Origin of the sequence: Sphingobium fontiphilum, from assembly GCF_014196635.1 — a bacterium.
Taxonomy (GTDB): domain Bacteria; phylum Pseudomonadota; class Alphaproteobacteria; order Sphingomonadales; family Sphingomonadaceae; genus Sphingobium; species Sphingobium fontiphilum.
Window position 1 is genome coordinate 73,296 of record NZ_JACIEB010000001.1, and the last position, 22,511, is coordinate 95,806.

The window sequence follows — 22,511 nt, forward strand, 5'->3', positions numbered from 1 at the left end:
GGGGCGGGTCTGCGCCGGGTTCGGAGGGTTGCGTGGTGGGGGGAATGATTGTGTCGGCGCCGGCGCCCGATGATGGGCGGCCGGTCGCAGCGGTCGTCCACGAAGAATTTCACGATGTCATGATCGCGCGTCTGGTTGCCGCGGGCCTGCTCTCGCGGGAGGCCGGGCAGCGGGCGGGTCATGTACAGCAGGAAACGGGGGACAGGATCGAAACCGTGCTGACGCGCCTGGGCATGATATCCGAACGTCGCCTGGCCCAGTTTCTGTCTGAAACGGCAAGGGCGCCATTGATCCTTGCGCAGCAATTTCCCGATGATCCGGTCGGCGCCGGCGTCATCTCTCACCGTTTTCTGCGCGATCAGCGGGTGCTGCCGATTTCCGATGCCGGTGGCGTCATGGTGATCGCGGTCGCCAATCCGCTGGACCACTATGCCCGCGACGCCATCGCGTTCAGCACCGGGACGCCAGTGCGGGTGATGGTGGGCATGGCGACCGATATAGATGCGGCGCTGGAGCGCCTGTACGGAGAGGAGCGCGGTGGAGAGGCAGACCTGACCGAAATGGGCGAAGAGGATCTGGAGAGGCTGAAGGACCAGACCAGCGACGCTCCGGCGATCCGGGCAGTCAATCGTCTGATCGCGCGGGCGGGCGAGATGCAGGCGTCCGACATTCATCTGGAACCGACCGAAGACGGTTTGGCGGTGCGTTTCCGCATTGATGGCGTCATGCGCGAAATGGTGCCGCTGCCCGCATCGATGAAACAGTCGCTGGTCAGCCGGATCAAGGTGATGGCGTCGCTGAACATCGCCGAGCGGCGATTGCCGCAGGATGGGCGCCTGCGTCTGGCCGTGCGCGGGCACGAAATCGACCTGCGCGTCGCCACCTCGCCAACGATCCATGGCGAAAGCGTCGTGATGCGCCTGCTCGACCGGTCGAATGTCGCGCTCGACTTCAAGGCGCTGGGCTATGGTGAGGAACAGGCGGAGGCGCTTTTGCGCAATGTGCGCCGCCCGCACGGCATCGTTTTGGTCACCGGCCCCACGGGCAGCGGCAAGACGACCACGCTCTACGCTGCGCTCGACCAGATCAACACGCCCGAGCGCAAGATATTGACCATTGAGGATCCGATCGAATATCGACTGGCGGGCGTCAACCAGACCCAGGTGCAACCCGGCATCGGCCTGACCTTCGCTTCGGCGCTGCGATCCTTCCTGCGGCAGGATCCCGACGTTGTCATGGTCGGCGAAATTCGCGATCTGGAAACGGCGCAGATCGCCGTGCAGGCGGCCCTGACCGGCCACAGCATCCTGTCGACCCTGCATACAAACAGCGCCGCCGCCGCCGTGGCCCGGTTGATGGATATGGGAATCGAACCTTTCCTGCTGACCAGCACGCTCAACGCAGTGCTCGCCCAGCGACTGGTGCGGCGCCTGTGCCCCCATTGCAGCCAGCCGGCTCCTCATGCGGCGGCGCGTCTGGAAGCGGCCGGAATTGAACCGGCGCTGCTGGCGAATATCCCCCAGCATAGCGATTTTCGACAACCGGTCGGGTGCGATAGCTGTGGCGGATCCGGCTATCAGGGGCGTCTGGCGCTGGTCGAGCTGCTGGAGGTCGACGATCGGCTGGCGGAACTGATATTGCAGCGCGCCGAGGGTCGCGAGTTGCAGCGCGCGGCGCAGGCAGGCGGAATGCGGGTGATGCTGGCCGATGGTCTGGTCAAGGCGGCGGCGGGCGTGACCACGATCGAGGAAGTGTTGCGGGTGACGCGCGAGATCTGATGAGCATGGCCACGTTTCACTATCGTGCGGCATCCATGACCGGCGCCATTCGTGAAGGCGCGATAGAGGCCGCGTCGCTGGCGCAGGCGGTCGCCCAGTTGCAGGGGCAGGGGCTGCGCCCGATCCGCACGACGGAGGTCGTGGCGGGCGGCAAGACCGGGCGCAAGCGCAGGGTCGATCCCGATCAGATGGTCAAGGCGATCAACGAGATGGGCGTGCTGGTTGCAGCCGGCCTGTCGCTGGACCGCAGCCTCGTCATCGTTACCGACAATATAGAAGGTGCAGCGCTGAAGGCGACCTTTGGCGATGTTCATCGGCTGGTGAAGGAGGGCAAGCCGTTGTCGGAGGCTGTTCAATCCTTCGGCGATGTTTTCCCCGCGATGGCCGCCCCGATGATTGCGGCCGGCGAAGCCAATGGCGATCCCGGCGCGGCGCTGGCCAAGCTGGCGGCGACGCTGGAGCGGATGCAGAAATTGCGGCGTGAGGTGACATCCGCGCTTATCTACCCGGCGATATTGGTCGCGCTGGCCAGCAGCGTCATCATGTTGATGCTGTTGTTCGTGGTGCCCCAGTTCGAAGGGCTTTTCGCGGGCGCCGAAGACCGGCTGCCGGCGATGACCCGCATGGTTGTCGGCGCCAGCCGGGGTTTTCGCGCTTATGGGCTGGTGATGCTGCTGATTGCGGTGGGGGCCGTCGCCCTGCTTCGGCTGTGGCTGGCGCAGCCCGCCATGCGAGAGAGCATCGACCGCGCTTTGCTGGCGCTGCCGTTGCTTGGCGATCTGGTGCGCCGCATGGAGATTGGCCGTTTCGCGCGTGTGCTGGGCAATCTGCTGGGCGGCGGCGTGCCGTTGCCGACGGCGTTGGCGCTGGCCCAGCGCACGGTGGCCAACCGGGTCATCGGCGCGGCCATCGTCCAGATTGCCGAGCGCGTGCGCGAGGGCGGCCTGTTGTCGCAAATGGTCGCGCAATCGGGGCAATTTCCCCGCATGGCTTTGAGCTTTGTCCGCACCGGCGAGGAGACCGCTCGACTTGATACCATGCTGGATCGGCTGGCCGATGTACTGGATGATGAGGTGGCGTTGCGACTGAAGCGCCTCACCGCTATGCTGACGCCGATCATCACGATTGTCATGGGCGTGACCGTTGCCGTCATTATCGGCTCCATCATGACTGCGATTCTGGGTTTCAACGAGCTTGCACTGGAGTGATGATGATTGCGCGCGAACATGGGGCCGATGGTCGACCCGTCACGGGGGAAGGCGGCTTCACCCTGCTGGAACTGTTGGTGGTGATCGCCATTCTGGGACTGCTCGCGGCCATCGTCGCGCCGCAGGCGCTGCGTTATCTGGGCAGTTCGAAAAGCCAGACAGCCAAGGTGCAGATCAGGAATATCGCGTCGGCCATGGAATTATATCGTTTCGACAATGGCGGCCCGCCGCCGCAGGCGGCCGGGTTGGAAGCGCTGGTGAAGGCGCCTGCCAGTGCGGCGGCCTGGAACGGGCCCTATTTGCCGCAGGCGAGCGCGTTGATCGACCCATGGGGCAAGCCCTATCAGTTCAAGGCGCCGGGCGAACATGGCGAATTCGATATCTTCACCCTGGGGTCGGACGGCGCACCCGGCGGCACCGGCGAGGCCAAGGATGTCGGCAATTGGTGATTCGCCTTGACGCTGCTTGAAAGTCTGGTGACCGTCGCCATCACGCTGCTGCTGGCGACCATCGCCTTTCCCGCTATGGATCGCGCCGCCCAAAGTCTGGCGCAGGCGCAGGCGCGGGTGGCGTTGGTGGCCGATGTGCGGACCGCGCGCGCCAGCGCCTTGCGCGAAGGGCGGGCGGTGGCTCTGGTGATCGGCGAGAATGGCGACCGTTACATGGTCGACGGCCGGATTGTCGTTCTGCCCGACGGGTTGCGCCTCTCGTCGCGTCCGGGAAGGGCCATCGCCTTCTACCCGGACGGAACCGCCAATGGTTCGACACTGGCCCTGACCGGTCCAAAGAGCATCGGCCTTTGGCGGGTCGCACCCGCGACCGGCCTGATCGCGTCACTGGAGGCTGCACAGTGAACGAGCGGGGCTCCATCTTCATCGAGACGCTGATCGCATCGGCGATATTGGCGCTGATCCTGGGGGCCATGTTCCAGATATTGCAGGATAGCGCCCATCGGGCTGCGCGCGTCGCGGGACAGCGCGAGGCGCTGGCCATCGCCCAGTCGCGCCTGGCCGAATATCCTCTGAACCAACCGGCCGCGACGATGACGCGAAACGGTGTCGAAGGGCAATATCGCTGGCATGTGGAGGTGCGCGACGGCGTTCCGGGCGTTCCGGCGGGATTGGCCCGCGTTGTGGTGACGGTGGCGCGGGCTGGCGACCGGATGCCGCTGACCCGGATCGCGACGCTTCGTCCGGGCGGGCGGCCATGAACGCCGCTATGCGCGCGCAGGCTGGTTTCACGCTGGTGGAACTGCTGGTCAGCCTGGCGATCATGGGCATGATGGCGGCCATGCTGATGTCGGGGCTGGTGACCGGGCGGCGCGTGTGGGAGCGGGTGGAGCATCGCACACAGGCGGGCGAGGATGTCATGGCGGCGCAGGATGCGGTGCGGTCGCTGGTGCGGCGGTCGATCGCCCTGGGCAGCCTGGATGGCAGCCGGACGCGCGTGCTGTTCACGGGTGACGAACGGCAGATGCAGTTTCTTTCCGCCGCGCCCGACGCGCTGGCGCCCATGCCGCCCATGTCCTACCGGCTGGGGTTGTCGGCGGGTGGCGCGCTGACCCTCGACCGGCTGCCCGATCTTGCGACGGACGATAGTGGTGCATTGACCCGGCTGGTGCTGGCGCGCGGGATAACGGGTCTGGAATTCAGCTATTTTGGACCGACCCCGCCGGACAACAGCCTGCGCTGGCGAACAAGATGGGTCCGCCAGCCCACGATGCCGCGCCTCGTCCGCATTCGCGCCACCTATCGGCCGGGAGACAGGCGGGTGTGGCCCGACCTCATCATGCAACCCAGCGCGACGATCGATACCTTGTGCGTCTACGCGCCTGCGACCGGGCGTTGCCGGGGGCGGACATGACGATCAACGAGATATTGTCGGCTGACATGCCGACCATGCGCCGATGGATCGGGCAGGGCTGGCGTTGGTGGGTCGACCAGATGGCGTCAATGATCCCTATGGGCGCTCGCCTGTCCGGCCATCGCGGGCCGATCATCGAACGCTCTGCTGCCCATGAGGGCGGCTGGCGCGTGGCGGGTTCGGATCAGCCCGCGCTAATGCTGTCGGGCCGCCGCCGGGCGCGAGTGCTGATGGCGTTGACGCCTGACGATCTGCTGTGCCGGACCATAGAGGCTCCAGCATTGGGCCGCGGCGAGTTGCGCGCCATGCTGGAGATGGACATTGACAGGATCGGGCCGTTGACCGCCGATCAGGTCTGTTTCGACCATGAGATTGTCGCTCGGCCGGATCAGCGCCTGACCCTTCGCATCGCCATGACGCATCGCGCGCGACTGACAGGCTGGATCGGGGAACTGGCCGCGCTTGACATCGCCCCGACGCGCGTTGCCCTGCGCGAAGCGGATGGCGGACTGCATTTCGACTTTCTGCCGCAACTCGACAGGGGCGCTGGAGCGGCAAGCGGAGCGTGGCGTTGGTGGCTGGCCGTCGCCATGCTGTTCGCGCTCAATCTGGGCGCGATGGTGTGGCGCGACCGGGCGGCGGTGGATGCGATGCGCGCGACCATGGAGGAACAGGCGCCGGCGGGGCGGACCGCGCTTCTGATCCGCCAGCGCCTGCTGACCGAACAGCAGCGGCGCGCGCAACTGATAGCGGCCCGCGCCAACACCGATCCGTTACGGGTGATGGCGGCGGTCAGCGCCGCGCTGCCGCGCGGGGCGTGGGTGCAGCGGTTTGAACTGAAAGGGCGCAGCCTGCGCCTTGTCGGCTTTGCGCCCGCCGATGTGGATATTCTCGAAGCTCTCGGCCAATCGCCGGTTTTGCGGCAGGTGGCGGACAATGGCGGCGATTCCGCGCCGCCCGCCGATGCGGGCCAACTGGCGGCGTTCGACGTGGTGGCGAGCGTGGGAGCGAGCCGATGAAAACGCCCAGCCTGCGGGAGCAGCGCCTGATCGCCATCCTGATCTTGATCGGCGTCGTCGCGATTGTGTGGTTGGGCATGGCCCAACCCATGATCGACGGCTTTGCCGAGCGGCGGGCGGCGCGCGCGCAATTGCTGGCCCAGCATCAGCGAAACCAGCAAATGGCCGCTTCGCTGCCATTGCTGCGCGCGGCCGCACGACGGCAGCGCGAGGATGCCGCCCGTTTCGCTCTGCCAGCAGCATCCGCCGACGCGGCGCAAGGCCGCCTGCGCGATCTGGTCAGCAGGATCGCCGTTCGTAACAATATCGTCATCAAAAAGTCGCAGAGCGAAACCAGCCGACCGGGGTGGGCAAGCTTGCGGATCAATGGCGTTCTCATGCTGGATCAATTGGCGCGTTTCATGGCCGATATTCAGAATGAGCAACCCGTGATCCTGATTGAGTCGACCAGCATCGCGGCCAACGCGGCGCTCCAGAGCGGAGTGGCTGCGCCGATGGAGGTTCAACTTGAAATTTCCGCGCCTTTCGACGCTTCGGCGATCCGCTGAAGCCGCGCCGCTTCCGGCGGCGATGTCGGTGCTGCTGGCCATCGCGCTGCTGTTCCAGCTGCTGATGCCGGTGGACCCGGACTTGCCCGCGGTGCCGGTGGGTGCGGGCAAGGCGCTGACGCTGCCGCGCCAGGCCATTGCGACGGTGGAGATTCCCTCCGCCATTGGCGCGCGCGCCATGTTCGCCCCCGGCGGCGGCGGCGCGAAGAGCGATAGCGGCGTGCCCATGCTGATCGGGCTGGCGCGATCAAGGGGGGCGGGCGTCGCGGTGCTGCGCGGATCGGACGGGGTCGCCCATATGTTGACGATCGGCCAGTCCATCGGTCGCTGGCGACTGGTCGGTTTGGATAGCGCCTCTGTCAGGCTGAACGACGGCGAACGCAGCCTGTTGTTGCGGGTCGGGGAAGCCGCATCGACGGGAGCGCCGCAATGATGCGCGATCAGCTCAAGCGCATCGGGCTTGGCCTGTTGCTGGTCGCGCTTGTCGCGCCGGCCGCCGCGCAGGAGGACGATAGCGCACGCGATGTTCGGACGACCATCGTCCCGGGCAATGGCAATATCCCTGCGCCTCGCCTGAGCGGGGGAGACAAGCCACTGGCGCGCGGCGACATATCGCTGAATTTCCCGGGCGTCAGCGTGCAGCAGGTCGCGCGCGCCGTGCTGGGCGACATTTTGCACGTTCCCTTCAGCATTGATCCGACGCTCGATACGCCGGTCACGGTCGTGTCCGATCGGCCGATCGCACGGTCGGCGGTCATGCCGTTTCTGGAAGGGGCGTTTCGCGCCTCGGGCCTCGCCATTATCAACAGCAATGGCACCTACATCGTCACCACGGTCGAACAGGCGCGCCAGCAGGCGGGACTGGTGGGTGAAGGCAATAGCGGCTTTGGCAATGAAAGCTTCACCCTGCAGTTCGTCAGTGCGACGCTGTTGCAGCGGGTGCTGGAAACGGTCCTTCCGGGGCTGGTCGTCAACATCGATGCGGGTCAGAATGTGCTGACTATCGCTGGGACCACCGGCCAGCGCAGCGCGGTGCGCGATCTGGTGCAGCGGTTCGACGTCAACTGGCTGCGCAACATGTCCTTCGCGCTTTATGTGCCGCGCCGGACGGACGCGCGGCTGATCGTGCCCGAACTGGAAAAACTGGTCGACGGGCCGGGCGCGCCGACGGCGGGTCTGGTGAAGCTGATCGCGATGGACCGCCTCAACGGCATATTGGCGGTGTCGTCGCAACCCCAATATTTGCAGGATGTGCAGCGTTGGGTCGACATACTCGACCGCGAGGGCGAAAACAGCCAGCCGCGCATATTCGTCTATCGGGTGCAGAATGGCCGTTCGGCTGATCTGGCCAAAACGATACTGGCCGCGTTCGGCATGGCGCGCGGAGGCGCATCGGGGCAGGCGCGTGGCAACGCGACGGAAGACGGGCTTGCGACTGGCGCAGCCGGCAATGGTCGCGGCCTCTATGGCCAAAATCAGGCTGCCGACGCCGATGGGTCGGGCGGCGGGGGCGAAGCCATGCCGACCGTTGGCAATGGCCAGCAGGAGGGGGCCAGGGGAAGCGGCGGCCTGCCCACCGGCATGACCATCACCAGCGACGAAGCGAACAACGCGGTCGTCGTCTATGCCACGCCCCAGACCTACGCGATCATCGAGGATGCACTGCGCAAGTTGGACATTCCGCCGTTGCAGGTGTTGATCGAGGTGGCGATCACCGAAGTGTCGCTGAACGACGAACTGCGCTACGGCGTCCAGTGGCTGTTCCGCGACGGCAATGACGAGGCGGCGTTGACGCGCGGCACGAGCGCGGTGCCGACACGCATCTTTCCGGGACTTTCGCTCGGCTATTCCAATGGCGGCAGCGTGCAGGCGACGCTCAACGCGCTGGAGGGGCTGACCAAGGTCAATGTCGTGTCCGCACCCAAATTACTAGTCATCAACAATCAGACCGCCTCGCTTCAGGTCGGCGATCAGGTGCCCATATCCTCATCGTCGGCGGTCAGCGTGCAAAACCCGGACGCGCCGATCGTCAACGCGATCGAGTATAAGGATACGGGCGTCATCCTGAAGATCACGCCGCGCGTCAACAGCGGCGGCCTGGTCCTGCTCGACATCAGTCAGGAGGTGAGCGACGTGTCGTCGACCAGCACGTCCAATATCGATTCGCCCACCATTTCGACGCGCCGACTGGCCACATCCATCGCCGTGCAGGACAGCCAGACCATCGCGCTGGGCGGCCTGATCCGGGCGATCAAGACGCAGGGAAATGATGGCATTCCGCTGCTGTCGCGCATTCCGGTTCTGGGCGCGCTGTTCGGCACGAAGACGCAGAATGATCGACGCACCGAACTGCTCATCATGTTGCGGCCGCGCGTGGTGCGCACCGTGGACGACGGACGCGCCATCACCGACGAACTGCGGGACAAGATCCAGACGCTCAAGCCCGGCACCCGGGGTGCGGACCTTTAAAGCCCCGCCGCCCGGAGAGGCGGGCTATGCTTTACTAGCGGCCGTCGCCGGGCTGGCGGTGTTTGGCTATATCGCCTTTGCGATGCTCGCGGCCGAGCGCGGCGGCCTTTCGGGGACGATCGCGCAGGGGCAGCGCGCACGATTGTCCGCGGCGGCCGATGCCGGGCTGGTGCTTGCCGCGTCGAACCTTGCTGCTGGCGAATTCGGCCGGGAACCCTGGCGGATCGACGGGCGGCCCTATCATATCCGCTTTGAAGGTTTTGCGCTCACGATTCGGGTTGAGGACGAGAGGGGCAAAATCCGGATCAATCAGTTGAGCGAGGATCAGGTGCGACTGATGTTCCAGAGCGCCGGGATTGACGGGCGCCGACTGGACGAGGTCACCGATGCGTTTCTCGACTGGATCGACGTTGACAATGACCGGCGCCCCTATGGCGCGGAGGCAGAGGATTATGCCGGGCTGGGATATCGGCCGCGCAATGGTCCATTGCGATCGCTTGCGGAACTGGCGCTCATCAGGGGCGTTGACAAGCCGCTCCATGACCGGATCGCGCCAGCCGCGACGCTGTTCTTCGGTGGAGCGGGGGCATTCAGCCCGTCGACCGGCCACCCGCTCGCCATCGCCGTGATGACGGGAACCGGCATGGGTTCGCCCCAAGTGATTGAGCGTCAGCGCGCGATTGCGGGCCAGCGTGTCGCTATCGACCTGTCGGAAGGGGAGAGCCTCACCGCGCGACCGCTGACGGTGCGCGTCCTGGCTGAGGATGGCCAGCGCGGCAGGCTTGAGCGGGCAACCATCATCGAATTTCCTCGTGGCCCCGGTGGAGGCTGGGAAATACGCCAGGAGGAATAGCCTGGTTGCGGCGCCCGGACCGGCGCCGCAATCATGCGCCCGCACCCTTATTGCGCGGGGCAGTCGGCCGGGCGCGGGGTCTGGTCGCAACGGTCCTTGTCCCCCGCATAACCCTGAACATCGACGAAGATCTGCGTTCGTTGCTCGTCGCCCTTGCCAGCGGTGGCCGCCTTGGCGGCTTCGCTCGCCGCGGCCGAGGCCGCATTGGACGCCGCTACTGCGCCTGCATCGACCACGGGGGAGGATACGACGCCGATGCTGGCGCCGCCGACCTGGAAATTGTCGGCATTGGCGACCGCTGCTGCGGCGACGAACAGATTGCCCGCAACGCGCACGCCTGCATCGCCTGCGTCGACGGTGCCGCGCGGCGCGATCAGGAACACGTCGGGCGGGGTCACGCCCACGGCCGGAGCAAAGGCGGCGATGCCCGCGCCCGAAACGCCGCCCACGGCGTCGACCTGGCTAAAGCCATTTTCGTCGATCCGCACGACGACCGGCGGGAAGCTGGCGGCGCTCTTTGGCCCCTGCCCGGCGTTGAGGTCGCCGTTCGAGGACCAGAGCGTGATGTCGCCGCCGCCGCGCGTGAACAGGCGGCTCTGGTTGAGCAGCAGGCTGCCGTCGGTAAAGCTCATCAGGCGGCCGCCGCGCAGGGTGATGATGCCTTCATAACCCGCCGGGATCGACGAGATGGTAGCCGGGCTGATCTGGCTGAAGCCGAGCGCGGGGTTGCCGTTGGCCGAGAGCGAGACGGCGCGGTCGCCGGCGAACAGGCGGGTGCCGTCATAAGTGCGGCGGGCGGCCTGTTCCGACGTGCGTACGGTCGAGCCGGCGAGGATGCGTCCGCCCGGCCCCAACAGCGCGATGTCGCCGCCGCGCGCGGTCTGGATCGTCGCGATGCGGAGGTCAAGATTACCGGTTTCCACCGTGTCCGACGCCCCAGCCTCGCCCCCTTCCAGATTGTTGGCGGTATAGCCAAGATCGGGCGAAAACAGCGTGTTCACCGCACGATAGCCACGGCTATATTGGAGATAGGAGGGGCCGTCGGGCCGCGATGTCATTTCCAGCTCGTTGAAATAGATTTCCTTGATGAGGAAGCTGCGCTGGTTAAGTTCCGGCAGTGTCAGGAAGGCGTCATAAGCCTGCTGCGCCGTCACGGATGTGGAGCCATAGCGTTGCGACAGCAGATCGGCGGCGTGAGCCTTCATCCAGGCGATCAGGATCGGGCCATAGATGGGCTGGGTGCGATCAGCGATCAGGTTGCCGTTGGCGTCCTCCACCTGCACGAACAGGTCGTCGTCGAGGTCGGCGATGTTGGCCGGGTCGACATAGATGTCGCGCAAGCTGGCGTAATCAGCGCCCTTGCCTACGCCGAACAGCACGTTGATGTCTGCGCCGGTTTCGCCCAGCGCAGGGTTCCATTCATTGCCGATGGAGAGGATTCCGCCACCCATGGACAACTGGCCATAAAAGTCGATTTCGCCGTCACGAACCCGGCGCGGGTCGACTACCGCCGAATTGAGGAACGGTCCTGCATCGCGCCCTGCCTCCAGAACGAAAGCGCCGGGGCCGCCGATGACGAAGCTGTTGCCCTGAAGCGCGGGCAGCGGATCGCCAAAGACGCCATTGCCTAACTGCGCGCGCGTCAGTGTCGCGGTGGCGATGATGTCGCGCCCGGCGACAACGCGGGTGATGTCGTTGGCGGTGATATTCTGGTTGAACAACATCATGTTGACGATGTCGCGCCCGGCGCTGATCCGCGCCTGCTTGGGCAGGGACAGAATCAGGTCCAGGGCATCGCCACCGGCATGGACGCGCACCGGCTCATCGTCGCCCAGATGGGTGATGGCGCTGTTGTGCAGCGCGGCGCGCTCGGCCGTCGATGTATCGGGCAGGATGACCGGGAAACTGAAATCCTGACCGGCGACCAGCGTTGCCGGTTCGGTGACGCTGAACGCCGAGAAATAGCCGGGCAACTGGCCGGGATCGCGATCCTCCATGGTGATCGTTGTGGCGTTGATGTCGCCGCCCGCCAGCAGGCGCAACTGGCCCGTCGGGCTGGGGAAGAGGTTGATGGTGCGTGCGCCGCCCGGCTCGGCCCGCGCCGCCGTCAGCGTGAGGTCGCCGGTTAAAGAGGCGAGGTTGACTGTGGCGGGATAGACGGCCGTTGCCGCTTGCCCCGTGCGCCCGGTCACCACGGTCGCGCCCTGATCCAATATCGAAATGCCGCCATTGGCGATCAGGTCGATGGCCGAATTGGCCGAGTAGAAGCCAAAGGCATTGAGAGCCATGGTCGGGTCGCTGCCGTCGCCGCGCGCGCCCAGAGCGGCGATGCCTTGCAATTGGGCGGATCCGCCGACGTTGAAACGGATATGGGCGTCGTTGATGCGCACCCGCAGCAGATTTTGCGCCAGTTCGCCGCTGACGAAGCTGGCCAGCGTGCCTGCGCTTCGGATGGACCCGGCGATGGCCAGCGCGCCGTCGCCATGGGCCAGATCGATCCTGCCGCCCAGCAGGTCGCCGCCAGCATTGACCAGAATGTTGCCGCTGCCCCAGTTCATCAGCGTGCGGGTAACGGTCAGCCCGTCGCTGCTCACCGCGTCGGCGGTTGTCGTGCTGGACAGGGAAGCCAAGGTCAGGTCGGAAATGTCGCCGCCAGCACGGAGCGTGAGCGATCCGCCACCCAGTGCGCCGATGCCGGACGTAAAGAGCTGGGTGTTGATGCGCTGGTTGACGCTGTCGCCAATCGCGCCGATCCGCCAGGGCTGATCCGATGAACCAATGAATGAGAAGCCTGCGTTGGCGACGCGGGCTTCGCCATAGACGTCACGACGGCCCAGCACATCGCCCAGCGCACCGACGCCGATGTCGCCGCCGCCGGTCAGATAGGCAGGATCGTTGGCGAACAGGCCGGCAAGCGCCGATTGCGATCCACGGCCATAACGGAAGCTGCCGATTTCCTCATCGCTTGGCGCAGCGGCCAGATAGGATGAGGGGTCGACCGTCAAAACTTCGCCGGTCTGCATGTTGGTGGCCATGACCAGCCCCGTCGCGGCCAAATGGCCGACCGTGTAGACCGATGTCCCGCCCACCTGGTATCGAGTGCTGCCCACGGCGCGGGTTGTGACCGTGTCGCCGTTGCGCAGGTCGACGTCGCCCGCGGCGGCGATGCTGATGTCGCCGGTGCCCGTGCGGACCAGCGTGCGAACAAAGGCAGTCGTGGATGTTTGCGACGAGCCGCCCGACACGATGCCCGTTGCAGGATCAAGCACCAGCGCCGTCAGGTCCGCCTCAATCTCCGTCAGGAACGCTTCGGCCAGGGCGGCCGTGGTGCTGACCGCGGTGGGATTGGTCGATCCCCCTTCATAGCGATAGGCGCCAGTGGTCTGGGCGCCGAAATAGGCCAGGGCCCGCGCCCGCAGGAAGGAGGAAATGGCACCATAACGGCCGCCCGACAGGTTGATGGTGGTGTAGCCGTTTTCGCGCGGGCGCAGCGCGTCGCCATTTTCGCTGACCAGCTCGTCAAAGCCATAATAGAAGCGGCCGTTGCCCAGGACGATATCGCCACCGAAGGTCGCGCCGCCACCCGCGCCATAGCCATAGCTGCGTTCGCCTTCCACCGACACCTTGCCCAGCGATGCGGCGTCGACACGCAGCGGATCGATGGAGGGGAGGCCGCTGGTGCCCAAGCCCAGATCGGCGCCGCCGACAAGCGTGTAGCTCCACGAACCCGCGACGCTGCCATCAGACAGGATCGGGAACAGGCTGGCCGAACCGATTGGATCGCCCGCGCCATCCGTTCCAGCGCCCAGTGCGGCCGCACTGTTGGCAAGCGCATTATAAGGCATGTCGTTGGGCAGTGGCTGCGGCGGCACCGATACTTCGGTGCTGGTCGAGGACAGGGCGCTGAAATTGATCAGCGCGCGCAGCAGTTGGCCCGAGTTGGTGTAGGAGACGATGCCCGGGCAACTGCGTGGACCAAAGCAACTGAGCGGCACGACAATCTGACGCGAACCGCCCGTGCCGCCGATCACCTTGACCAGATAATCGGGATCGGACTGGTCGCCGAAGGTGAACATGCCGTCCGTGATCGAACCGGCGATGGTGAGGTCGCCACCGGCCCGCAGCGTCAGTGCTCCGGCCGCGCCATAGATGCTGCCGCCGACGCGATAGAGGAAATCGGCATGATTTTCGAGCAGTTCGGCCTCACGCCCGGCGTTCACGACGACCTTTCCGGGCAGCAATGTCGACTGGCGCATCACGCCAGCGGCCATTGCGCCGTCCACATCGATGTTCGCGGCGGCGAAATTCCAGTTCGACGCCAGCTTGATGTCGCCGCCATAGGTCAGTTCGATGCCGGGACGGGCGAGGAAGACCGGATTGTCCGACAGGGCGCCCAGATTGGCATAGGCCGCCGAAATATCGAAATTCTCGATGAACTGCGGAATCGTGCCGTCGCCGCGCGCCGCCAGGAAATTGACGAGGCCGGTTGCCGTCTGCGCGGTGTCGAGCACGGCCGTGCCGTTGACAATCGTGACGCCCGTATAGCGCCCGTCAGCGGCGATAGCGCCCAGATCATAGCGTTTGAACGCTTCCGCCGTAATCGCGCGTGCGCCGTTGATCGTGCCTGCGAAGCTGGCGTTGATGCTGTCCGCGCCATCCTGTTCGATGATCGGCGCGCGCAGCGTCAACGTGCCGCCCTGATCGGAATCGACATAGCTGAACAATGTTTCGCCGTTGCGGATGACCGGCACCAGCCGGTTGCCCGAACGCAGCGCCCGCAGGTCGATGGTCGCGCCGCTGTCGATCGTCAGCGCGCCTGTTCCATCGGTGCCGAGCAGCACATCCCCCGCGCTGGCCTGACGGGAATCGTCATTGGCATAGCCATCGGCGCTGGCGTCGATCAGCGATCCGGCACGCAAACGCACCCCGGTGCGACCATAGAGCGAAACGTCGCCGCCATTGATGCCCGAAGTGTCAATGGCGCCGCCAATGTCGACGCCGCCATTTTCCGACGCCAGCAACAGATTTTCAGCGATCAGCGTGCGTCCGGCGGAGAGGGTAAGATCGCCCGAGCCCGCATGGATATTGATCGTCCCGGTAAAGCCCTGGGGCGCGGCGCTGAAACCGTCCAGGTCGAATGCGCCCCCCGTATCGAGCGTCAGCGAGCCGCCGCCATCGGGGGCAGCGCCGTCGATGACACCGCCCAGCGTCACCAGACCCTTCGCCGCGCGAAGCGCCAGCGCGCCAGCCTTGCCCTGCGTTCCGCCCACGCTCATGCGGGTGCCGGTGCCGGCGATGATGCTGCCATCGACGCTGGTGAGGCTGAGCGTTCCACCCGGCGCCGACACCAGATACGGATCGGCTGAATCGCCAAATTGGCGAGCGTAGGACGGTGCTTCCAATATGGCGCCGTCGGTCAGGCTGATATCGCCCGTCGCCCTGGCGCTGAGCAAACCTGCGGTGGCGCGCAGATGCGTGCCCGAAATGAGAATGTCCTGCGCTGTCAAAGCCAGCTTTGCGCCGGGTGTGCCATCGGGCAGCACGACGCCCGCCGTGCCGGTGATCGACAGGCTGGCGTCGGTGCCCAGCGACAGTGACGGCAGCGTGGCTTCGACCCCCGGCAGCAGCGTGATCGCGGCGTCGGCGATGAACGGGGTGGCGAGAGACAGGTCCGCGCCACCCACCGACAGGCCGCCCACGCCGTCATAACGGATACCGTTCGTCGCGCTGATCGACACCGACTTGCCAAAGCCATCGACACCCAGAATGCCCGAGCCGAAGCTCAGCGCGCCGGTTTCGACAAACAGGGATCCTTCCGCGCAGGGCGCCGCACAATTGATCGTCGCGCCGCTGCTGTTGGCGAGGCGCAGCGAGTCCGAACGGATGGTGACCGATGCGGCGCTGTCACCGATCAGGCCAAAGCCGCTGCTGTCGAAGGTGACGGCGCCAAATTCATACAGGCTGCCGCCGTCCGCCGCTTCAAAGCGGATTGCGCCTGGCGAGCGGACGGTGAGGTGATCGGCGCCGGCAAAGGCGGCGCGCAGGCCAGGGGTGATGACCAGCCCGGAAAGGCCATCGCTACTGGCCGCGAAGCTGACTTCGCGGGCGTCGAGCGCGACATTGCTGGCGGTTAGCACAGCCGATGCGTCGATGGACAGATCGCCGCTGGAACTGGCCAGCACGGATGTGCCTGACAGGGTGGCGGAGCCCACCGCAAGAGCGGGCAGGGCGCTTATCGTATCGCTGTTGACGCGCGAAACCATCCGCTCCACGCCATTGGCGACGCGCAGCACCGCGCCTTGCCCGGTCATGCCGCTGGTCGCACCGTCGATCAGAAAATCGGCGTTGTTGGGATCGGCCAGCGCGCCACTGGCTTTGATCGCTACCCCATCCGCGACGGTCAGCGTCGAACCTGCGCCATCGGTCGCGAACAGCAGTTCGGGCGCGGACAGGATGTGATCGGCGTCGTTTTCGATGCTGATGCTGGAGGCGCGAATGGAGAGGGAGGTTTTGCCGCTGGCCGTTTCGGTCCGGATGCCGCCGATGAACAGGCTCTGCACGCCAAGGGCGGTCAGATTGTCGGCGTCAAGCCGGATCACGCCATCGCTGCCCGCGTCGGCGCTGAGGTCTGAAACGATGCGGAACGCCTGGCCGCTGATGTCGGCCTGCGCGCCGCGACCGTCCTTGCCGGGGGTGGTCAGCAGGCTGGCTTCCAGCAGCAGGTTCGCAATCGGTTCCAGGATGATCCGACCGGCGTCGATCGGCAAGCGCGGAATGGCGAGACCATCGCGCTTTGCGGCGGCGGCGAATACGCTGTTCGCCGAGGTCGTCACGATCTTCGAATATTGGCGGAACGTGTCGGATGTCTGGAGCGAGAATGTCCGCAGCGTCGATTCACGCTGGCCAGTGGCTTCCGATCCATAATAGCCGGTGACGATCTGCGACCCGTCGCGCAGTTTCGCCGAGGAACCGACGATCGCCTCCGTGCCGGTCTGTTCGACGATGCGTATGCCGCCGGGCAGAACGGCGTATTTGGCGGGCAGCAGCACATACCAGCCACTGGCGAGACCGGCGACATTTTCCAGATAGACGCTCTTGCCGACCGCAGACGCGCCATAAAGGTCGCCATAATCGGCGCCGAATATAGGATCGAACGCCGCCGCCGCGTCGCTGCTCAGGCCCGGGACGATGGCGTAGACCTGACGGCCGTCGGGGTAGCTCAGGCCATTGGTGCTGCTGTATGGGTCGGCGTTGAAGCGGTCGAGCACATCGCGCGAGCCGCCCGTGCCCGGCACGAATTCATAAGCGAAGACATCGCCCCCGCCGCTGAGGTCGATGGTCGCGCCCGATTGCGTCTCAACGCTGGTTCCCGCCAGCCGCAGCACGCCGGTGGGCGGCGCGGTGAGCGGATCGTTGCTGGTCGGGTTGAAATAATATTCGATCTCGTCCGTGGTGGTGCCATAGGGGATGGACAGTCCGCCTGCGGACACGGAGGTGATGCTGCCCGTTCCGATGACCACCGACGCGGTGACCGGGGCGAAGCGGCCGCTGCCGCCCGGCGTGAAGCTGGTTTCGTTCTCCAGCGCGGTGGTCGAACCCAGGGTGAGTTGGCCAAGCGGCGCATATAGGCTGCCATCCTGGACAATATTGGCGGCCTGCACCAGCAGGTTCGATCCCGCCGAATAGGGCGTTGTGGCGCTGCCGCCCTGGGGCCGGGCGAAGCGGATCGTCCCTTCATCGGCGGCGGAGGCGACCAGAAAGGACGAGCCGGTGGTGCTGTATGTGCGCGCTGCGCTCAATGTCAGGTCGCCGTTGACGACAAGCTGGCCGAGAAGCGAATTGCTGACCGCCGTGTCGAGTCCGAGCCGCTGTTCCACCGGCACGGCGCCGATCAGGCGCAGGTCGCCGGAACTCGCCAGGATGACATCCGAAATGCTGCGGTCGAACAGCACCGCGCCGCGCACGTCGACCGACTTTCCGGTGAAGCGAACCGTGCCTTCGCCGGTTGTGCCGACCAAGGGCGATGTCATGGCTTGAAGGAGGCTGTCGAAACGAATGAAGGGCGCGTCGATCGCCAGATCGCCCTCCGCCGAAACCGTGGGAAGATAGGCGCTGAAATCCGTCGCGTCCCCGTCAAACGGGCGCGACGAGAGGATGAAGGCGCGGCCGAGCGACAGCGACACATCGCCGCCGCCGGTCAGCGAACCATAGGCGATCAGGGTGTCAAAGCCCGATTGCATCACCTGATCGGCGGCGATCTGGCCCATACCATCGGCGTCTGCAATGCCCTGAACCAGTTGCGGGTCGACGAAGCTGAGCGTCCCCCCCTGCGCCAGCGCTGAACCGCCATGAGCGTCGATCAATGCGCCGCTGATCGATCCGCCGCCGCCGATCGACAGGGAACCGCCCGCGCTCCACGCAGCCTGGCTGACATAACGGTTATTGCTGTCGATCAGGTCATAAGTGTCGCTGGCGCCTGAAAGGTCGATGGTCGCGCCGGTCTCGGCCATGATCGTGCGTTCGGGGCGCACCGCGGCCGTGGCGATGGCGGTGCTGGCGAACACGCCTTCGCCCAGCAGGGGGCGATCAAAGAAGCTGCCTGCGCTGATCAGGCGGGACGCGGTGGACAGCGATCCGCCATCATAGAGATTGCCGGTGGCGCGCAGGGCGTTGGACCCGGCGATGGTGGGCGCGCGGGGATTGCGGATGCTGGCGCCCGACAGGTTGATGCTGCTGCCGCTCGACAGTCGAATGCCTTCGTCCGCGCCCAGTTCGCCGAGCAGATAGAGCGGCCGCAGGGCGAGTTGGGCGTTGGTGAGAAGTTGGCCCTCGTCGCTGATGCCCAGGGCGTTGACGCCATTTTCGGCGATCAGGCCGTCGCTTCTGACCGAGAAGAAATCGTTGAAGGCGCGGGCGCCGATGGCGTTGGCGTAAAGGGCGGGCAGCGTTTCCGCCTGGGTGACGCTGCCCCCGATCAGGCGAATCGACCCTTCGTTCCACAATTTGGGCGTTGTAAGCGCCGCGCGGGCGTCGCCGGTAATGCTGCCGCCCTGTTCGACATGCAGTTCCAGCAGCCCGCCCAGCGTCAGCGTCGCGCCCAGACGGTCATAAGCGTCGGGCATGACGAGCGGCGTCAGTATCGAATAGAGGCTGCCGCCGGTTTCCAGGTTCATCAGCGACAATTGCTGGGCTGCGGACAGGACCGGGGTGAAGCGGCTTTGCGTCAGGTTGAGCGTTTCGCCCGCGCCGATGGCCAGCGTCTGCGTCTTCAGCAGCGCATTATAGCCGTCCAGCCGGTTGATGAAGTTGTTTTCCGTCAGCGATGTGCCGAAGGAGGTGAGCGCGTAGTTGGCGAAACCGGTTTTTTCGAAAAAGTCGAGCGAGAGCGCGGTGCCGCTTTCGGCAGGCTCTTCGCCAAAGCTGAGCGCCGGGGTTTCGAGCGAGAATGTGCCGCCACCGGCGAAACCATGGGCCAGAATGGAGCCGTCGGCGATGCTGACGCGGGCGTTGATCGCATCGGGGTTGATGGCGTTTTCGGGCGCGGGATTATTGGTGACCCGGATTCCCGGAACATTGCCCTCCGCTTCCAGCCCCAGCAGCGGGATGGGCGAAAGCTGGAAATAATTGGTCTGGTTGATGAGGCTGACATCGCCGCCACGTGCGCGCATGTCGACGCGGCCGTTCACGTCGACATAGCCGCCGCCCGACACGTCCAGCGTCGCGCCGTCGTTGATCAGGATGCTGCCCGAAACATCCTCTCGCACCTTGTTGGTGCCCGCCACCGCTATGGCGACGCGCGGCGCCACGCGCAGGCTGATCGAACCGCCGTCGAGATAGGCCGCGCCGTCGATCAGACCGCTATTGCCGAAATCATTGGCCCAGCGGCCGCGCGTCGACAGCGTGCCGTTGACGACGATATCGAAGCTGCCCGCGGCAATGGGGTCGTCGGTGAAAACCGATCCTTGCGTGATCTGCACGGTGCGCAGGTCGATGGCGCCGCCATGCGTCGTGACCGAACCATCAATGCCGATCCCACGCCCAGCGATGCCGATGAAGGCGCCGCCATCGGCAAGGGAAATGGCGGCGTCGGCGTCGAGGCCGATCCGGCCGGAGGTTTGCAGCGTGAGTTGCGACAGGCCCGCTTCGTTGAGCATGTCGGCCGACAGCCAGATGCTGTCGCGCCGTCCCGCGTCGAGATAAGAGCCGGCGTCGCGTTCGGTGCGGACCAGCTTGCCATTTTCATCGAAGGAGAAGGATTGGCCGAAGGTCAGCGAAGAAGACAGGGGGGCGATGTCCGAAGCGCGGATGATGCGAATGTCGCCCGCGCCGCCCAGCACGTCCGTCGTGATCTGGCTCAGGCCCTGGACATTGAGATAGCCTGAAGCGGGAAGTTCGGAAGCGGAGCCCTGAAGCGCGCGGGTATCGCCATAAATGGTCGAGGCGGCAGTGCCCACTTTGGCTTCGGCGCGCTGGCGCGCGCCAGCGAACGCCTGTGCGCTCAGCGTGCCGTCAAAGGCGATGGCGGACCCTTTGAGGGTCAGCGAGCCTGCATCGCGCCCCTCTGTATAGGCGGCCTCCACGCGCGCGCCGGTAAGAACCGGATTGGCATAGGTGGTGGACAGGCCAAAGCGCGGCTGAACCTCGGTATAGCCTTCGACCAGGCCGACATAGTCGCCGTTGGGATCGGCCAGGCCGATGTCGACCAATTGCCCCGAACGGGTGAGCAGGCGGCTCGTCTGCACGGGGCCGCCTTCATACCGCACCCAGCCGCCCGATATGTCGATGCGCGCGCCGGACTTGACGATGATGTCGGGCGCCAGCGCGGAATCGGCGGCGCCATGGCCTGATACGCCCAGCGTCACATTGCCGCCGCTGGTCATCAATTCCGAAGCCGCGACGCCGACCTGCTCATAATAGCTCGCGGCTTCGATCAGCGGAGAGCCGATCCAGCGTACGCCGTCTTCGCGCACGCCCGACAGGCGCGGATCGATCAGAACGGTCGTTCCGTTCAGAAACTCCGCCCGGTAGAGGGGCGTGTCGCGCAGTTCATTGCCCTTGACCGGCGAAATGCGGATCAGGTTGCGGCTGGAGGGGACGACATAGTCCTTGACCCCGCCGACATCGATGGTCGCGCCGCTGTCGATGAAGATGCGCGATTGCCCGGCGGTGGCGTCCTCGGCCAATATGCCCGCCAGTCCGGCGTTCGCGCCAATCGTGACGTCGGCGCTGGGCGCCAGCAACAGGCTGTCCGAACCGATTTCGATCCGGGAGGTGGCGCTGCCGATCTGGATCTGCGACGTCTTGAAGCTGGCGATGGAGGCGGCCGATTGCGGAATGGTTTCCGCGCCGGTGTCGGGATTGAGCAGCAGCAGGCTGCCCGCATCCAGCCGGATGTCGCCGCCCGTCACCGAAATCATGCCGTTGCGCGCGACGCTGGTCGTCGAACGCAATATGCCGCTCTGAAGAACCGCGCCATTTTGCGATGCGCCCAGCGACACATAGCCGCGATCGGCGCTGATGATCGCGCCCGCGCCGTTGATGACGCTGTCGGGGGCGTCATTGGCCAGCGCCTGCGTGGTGATGACCAGCCCGCGAATAAAGGGGCTGATGCTGGTGGCCGTGCCTTCCGAACGGTCGAGGAAGAAGCGGCGTCCCGATTGCAGACTGACCTGACCGTTGGAGGAGGTCAGCGTGCCCATGTTGACGATGTCGGGGGCCAGGCCGATGATGAAACCGGAATCGCCGCTGGTGATGCGCGCGCCGCGCGCGATGGTGATGCCGCCCTCGCTGCCGTCCGATCCGGCCATGGGCGAGAAGGCGAAGGCGGATGGCCGCTCCGCGCTCGACGCCTGATCCCGGAAACCCAGCAGGCCATAGGCCAAATATTCGCGGTTGCGTTCGGCCAGCGTCAACGCCTGGCTGATCGACCCGTTCAGCGCGGTGGCGCGGCCGATTTCCATGCTGGAAACCAGCAGCGAATGGGTGTTGACCTGGGCGTTGGCGCCGAACATGACGCCCGCCTGATTGAGGATCAGGACGGTGCCGTCGGCCTTGATCGATCCCAGTATCTGGGTCGGGGACAGCGTGGACCCGGCCGTTCGCAGCCCCGTTGCGGGATCAATTTCGCCAACGATCCGGTTCAGCGCCACCCAGTCCTTCTGAGCGACGCCATTCTCCTTCTGGCTGAAGGTCAGCGTCGTGTTCGCGCCGACATTCATGCTTTCCCAGGACAGGATCGCGCGCTTTTCCGTCTGGGTGACGACAACGTCGCTCTTGCCGTTCGTTATCGTTTCAACCGGCGCCAGCGCGCCCTGCCATGTGCGCAGTCCGGTCAGGTCGCTGGCCATCGGCGTCGGATTGGCGACGGGCATCAATCCGCCCCTCACCAGGCCGTTGGGCACGGCGCCAGCGGCGGCGGCGGCCGCGCGCGCCGCCGCCTGCGCCTGCTGCGCCAGGTTCATCTGCTGCGCGGCCTTCGCCTGATTGGCGAGGGCGGACGCCGCCGCGCGCTGCTGTGCCGCGGTCAGCGGATTGGCGGACGCCGGACGCACGGTGACAGGCGAGGGCACGGGCGCGGTGTAGACGCCAGCAGCGCCGCGCAGAACCGATGCATTCTGGGCAAAGGCCGGGGCAGCCATGCTGACCAGGCTGACACCGATCAGCAGGCCGGCGCGAGGACGGTTGCGATTAGCCGGTTTCATCACTGGTCGTTTCCTTGGGTTAATTGCGCGCGCAAATATAATTCTTCGGCTCCCGCCCCGGATGCGATGATG

The 22,511-nt window shown here is 65.8% G+C and carries 12 protein-coding genes; 11 read left to right on the top strand and 1 reads right to left on the bottom strand.

Annotation, left to right across the window (positions count from 1 at the left end; genetic code table 11):
• Nucleotides 1–50 precede the first annotated feature (50 nt).
• From GGR44_RS00345 to GGR44_RS00395, 11 genes are read left to right on the top strand one after another with little or no spacing between them, the layout of a single operon-like run.
• Entirely contained in the window at nucleotides 51–1,778 is a 1,728-nt protein-coding gene (locus GGR44_RS00345) for a GspE/PulE family protein (RefSeq protein ID WP_343052277.1), read from the top strand.
• Complete coding sequence (locus GGR44_RS00350) at nucleotides 1,778–2,986, top strand: type II secretion system F family protein (RefSeq protein ID WP_221214226.1); 1,209 nt, start codon at nucleotides 1,778–1,780, stop codon at nucleotides 2,984–2,986. The genes GGR44_RS00345 and GGR44_RS00350 overlap by 1 nt, the downstream gene beginning before the upstream one ends.
• Nucleotides 2,986–3,435, top strand: coding sequence for a type II secretion system major pseudopilin GspG (gspG, locus tag GGR44_RS00355; RefSeq protein WP_246344252.1), 450 nt, complete (start codon nucleotides 2,986–2,988; stop codon nucleotides 3,433–3,435). Before GGR44_RS00350 ends, gspG begins: the two co-directional genes overlap by 1 nt.
• Nucleotides 3,436–3,441: 6 nt before the next feature.
• On the top strand, nucleotides 3,442–3,840 hold the full coding sequence (locus GGR44_RS00360) for a pilus assembly FimT family protein (protein ID WP_183953471.1): 399 nt from the start codon (nucleotides 3,442–3,444) through the stop codon (nucleotides 3,838–3,840).
• Complete coding sequence (locus tag GGR44_RS00365) at nucleotides 3,837–4,196, top strand: hypothetical protein (RefSeq protein ID WP_183953472.1); 360 nt, start codon at nucleotides 3,837–3,839, stop codon at nucleotides 4,194–4,196. The genes GGR44_RS00360 and GGR44_RS00365 overlap by 4 nt, the downstream gene beginning before the upstream one ends.
• Nucleotides 4,193–4,849: a prepilin-type N-terminal cleavage/methylation domain-containing protein gene (locus GGR44_RS00370; RefSeq protein WP_183953473.1), complete on the top strand. Its 657-nt coding sequence runs from the start codon at nucleotides 4,193–4,195 to the stop codon at nucleotides 4,847–4,849. Before GGR44_RS00365 ends, GGR44_RS00370 begins: the two co-directional genes overlap by 4 nt.
• The gene (locus GGR44_RS00375) at nucleotides 4,846–5,868 is read left to right on the top strand and encodes a PilN domain-containing protein (RefSeq protein ID WP_183953474.1); all 1,023 of its coding nucleotides are present in this window, start codon (nucleotides 4,846–4,848) and stop codon (nucleotides 5,866–5,868) included. The genes GGR44_RS00370 and GGR44_RS00375 overlap by 4 nt, the downstream gene beginning before the upstream one ends.
• Nucleotides 5,865–6,416 (top strand): type II secretion system protein GspM, encoded by a 552-nt coding sequence (gene gspM, locus GGR44_RS00380; RefSeq protein WP_183953475.1) that lies wholly within the window; start codon nucleotides 5,865–5,867, stop codon nucleotides 6,414–6,416. Before GGR44_RS00375 ends, gspM begins: the two co-directional genes overlap by 4 nt.
• On the top strand, nucleotides 6,376–6,849 hold the full coding sequence (locus tag GGR44_RS00385; protein WP_183953476.1) for a hypothetical protein: 474 nt from the start codon (nucleotides 6,376–6,378) through the stop codon (nucleotides 6,847–6,849). The genes gspM and GGR44_RS00385 overlap by 41 nt, the downstream gene beginning before the upstream one ends.
• Nucleotides 6,846–8,885 carry a type II secretion system secretin GspD gene (gspD, locus tag GGR44_RS00390; RefSeq protein WP_183953477.1) on the top strand — a complete coding sequence of 680 codons (2,040 nt, stop codon included), beginning with the start codon at nucleotides 6,846–6,848 and terminating at the stop codon, nucleotides 8,883–8,885. The genes GGR44_RS00385 and gspD overlap by 4 nt, the downstream gene beginning before the upstream one ends.
• Nucleotides 8,872–9,738, top strand: coding sequence for a type II secretion system protein GspK (locus tag GGR44_RS00395; RefSeq protein ID WP_183953478.1), 867 nt, complete (start codon nucleotides 8,872–8,874; stop codon nucleotides 9,736–9,738). Before gspD ends, GGR44_RS00395 begins: the two co-directional genes overlap by 14 nt.
• 47 nt (nucleotides 9,739–9,785) lie before the next feature.
• On the opposite strand, the gene GGR44_RS00400 is transcribed toward GGR44_RS00395, so the two are convergent.
• Nucleotides 9,786–22,439, bottom strand: a complete 12,654-nt coding sequence (locus GGR44_RS00400) for a filamentous haemagglutinin family protein (protein WP_246344294.1) — start codon at nucleotides 22,437–22,439, stop codon at nucleotides 9,786–9,788.
• Between the last annotated feature and the right edge of the window lie 72 nt (nucleotides 22,440–22,511).

Excerpts from the sequence above, each read along its gene's own strand:
- GGR44_RS00350 (WP_221214226.1), top strand. The coding sequence starts at position 1,778 with ATGAGCATGGCCACGTTTCACTATCGTGCGGCATCCATGACCGGCGCC.
- GGR44_RS00375 (WP_183953474.1), top strand. The coding sequence starts at position 4,846 with ATGACGATCAACGAGATATTGTCGGCTGACATGCCGACCATGCGCCGA.
- gspD (WP_183953477.1), top strand. The coding sequence starts at position 6,846 with ATGATGCGCGATCAGCTCAAGCGCATCGGGCTTGGCCTGTTGCTGGTC.
- GGR44_RS00400 (WP_246344294.1), bottom strand. The coding sequence starts at position 22,439 with ATGAAACCGGCTAATCGCAACCGTCCTCGCGCCGGCCTGCTGATCGGT.
- GGR44_RS00370 (WP_183953473.1), top strand. The coding sequence starts at position 4,193 with ATGAACGCCGCTATGCGCGCGCAGGCTGGTTTCACGCTGGTGGAACTG.
- gspG (WP_246344252.1), top strand. The coding sequence starts at position 2,986 with ATGATGATTGCGCGCGAACATGGGGCCGATGGTCGACCCGTCACGGGG.
- gspM (WP_183953475.1), top strand. The coding sequence starts at position 5,865 with ATGAAAACGCCCAGCCTGCGGGAGCAGCGCCTGATCGCCATCCTGATC.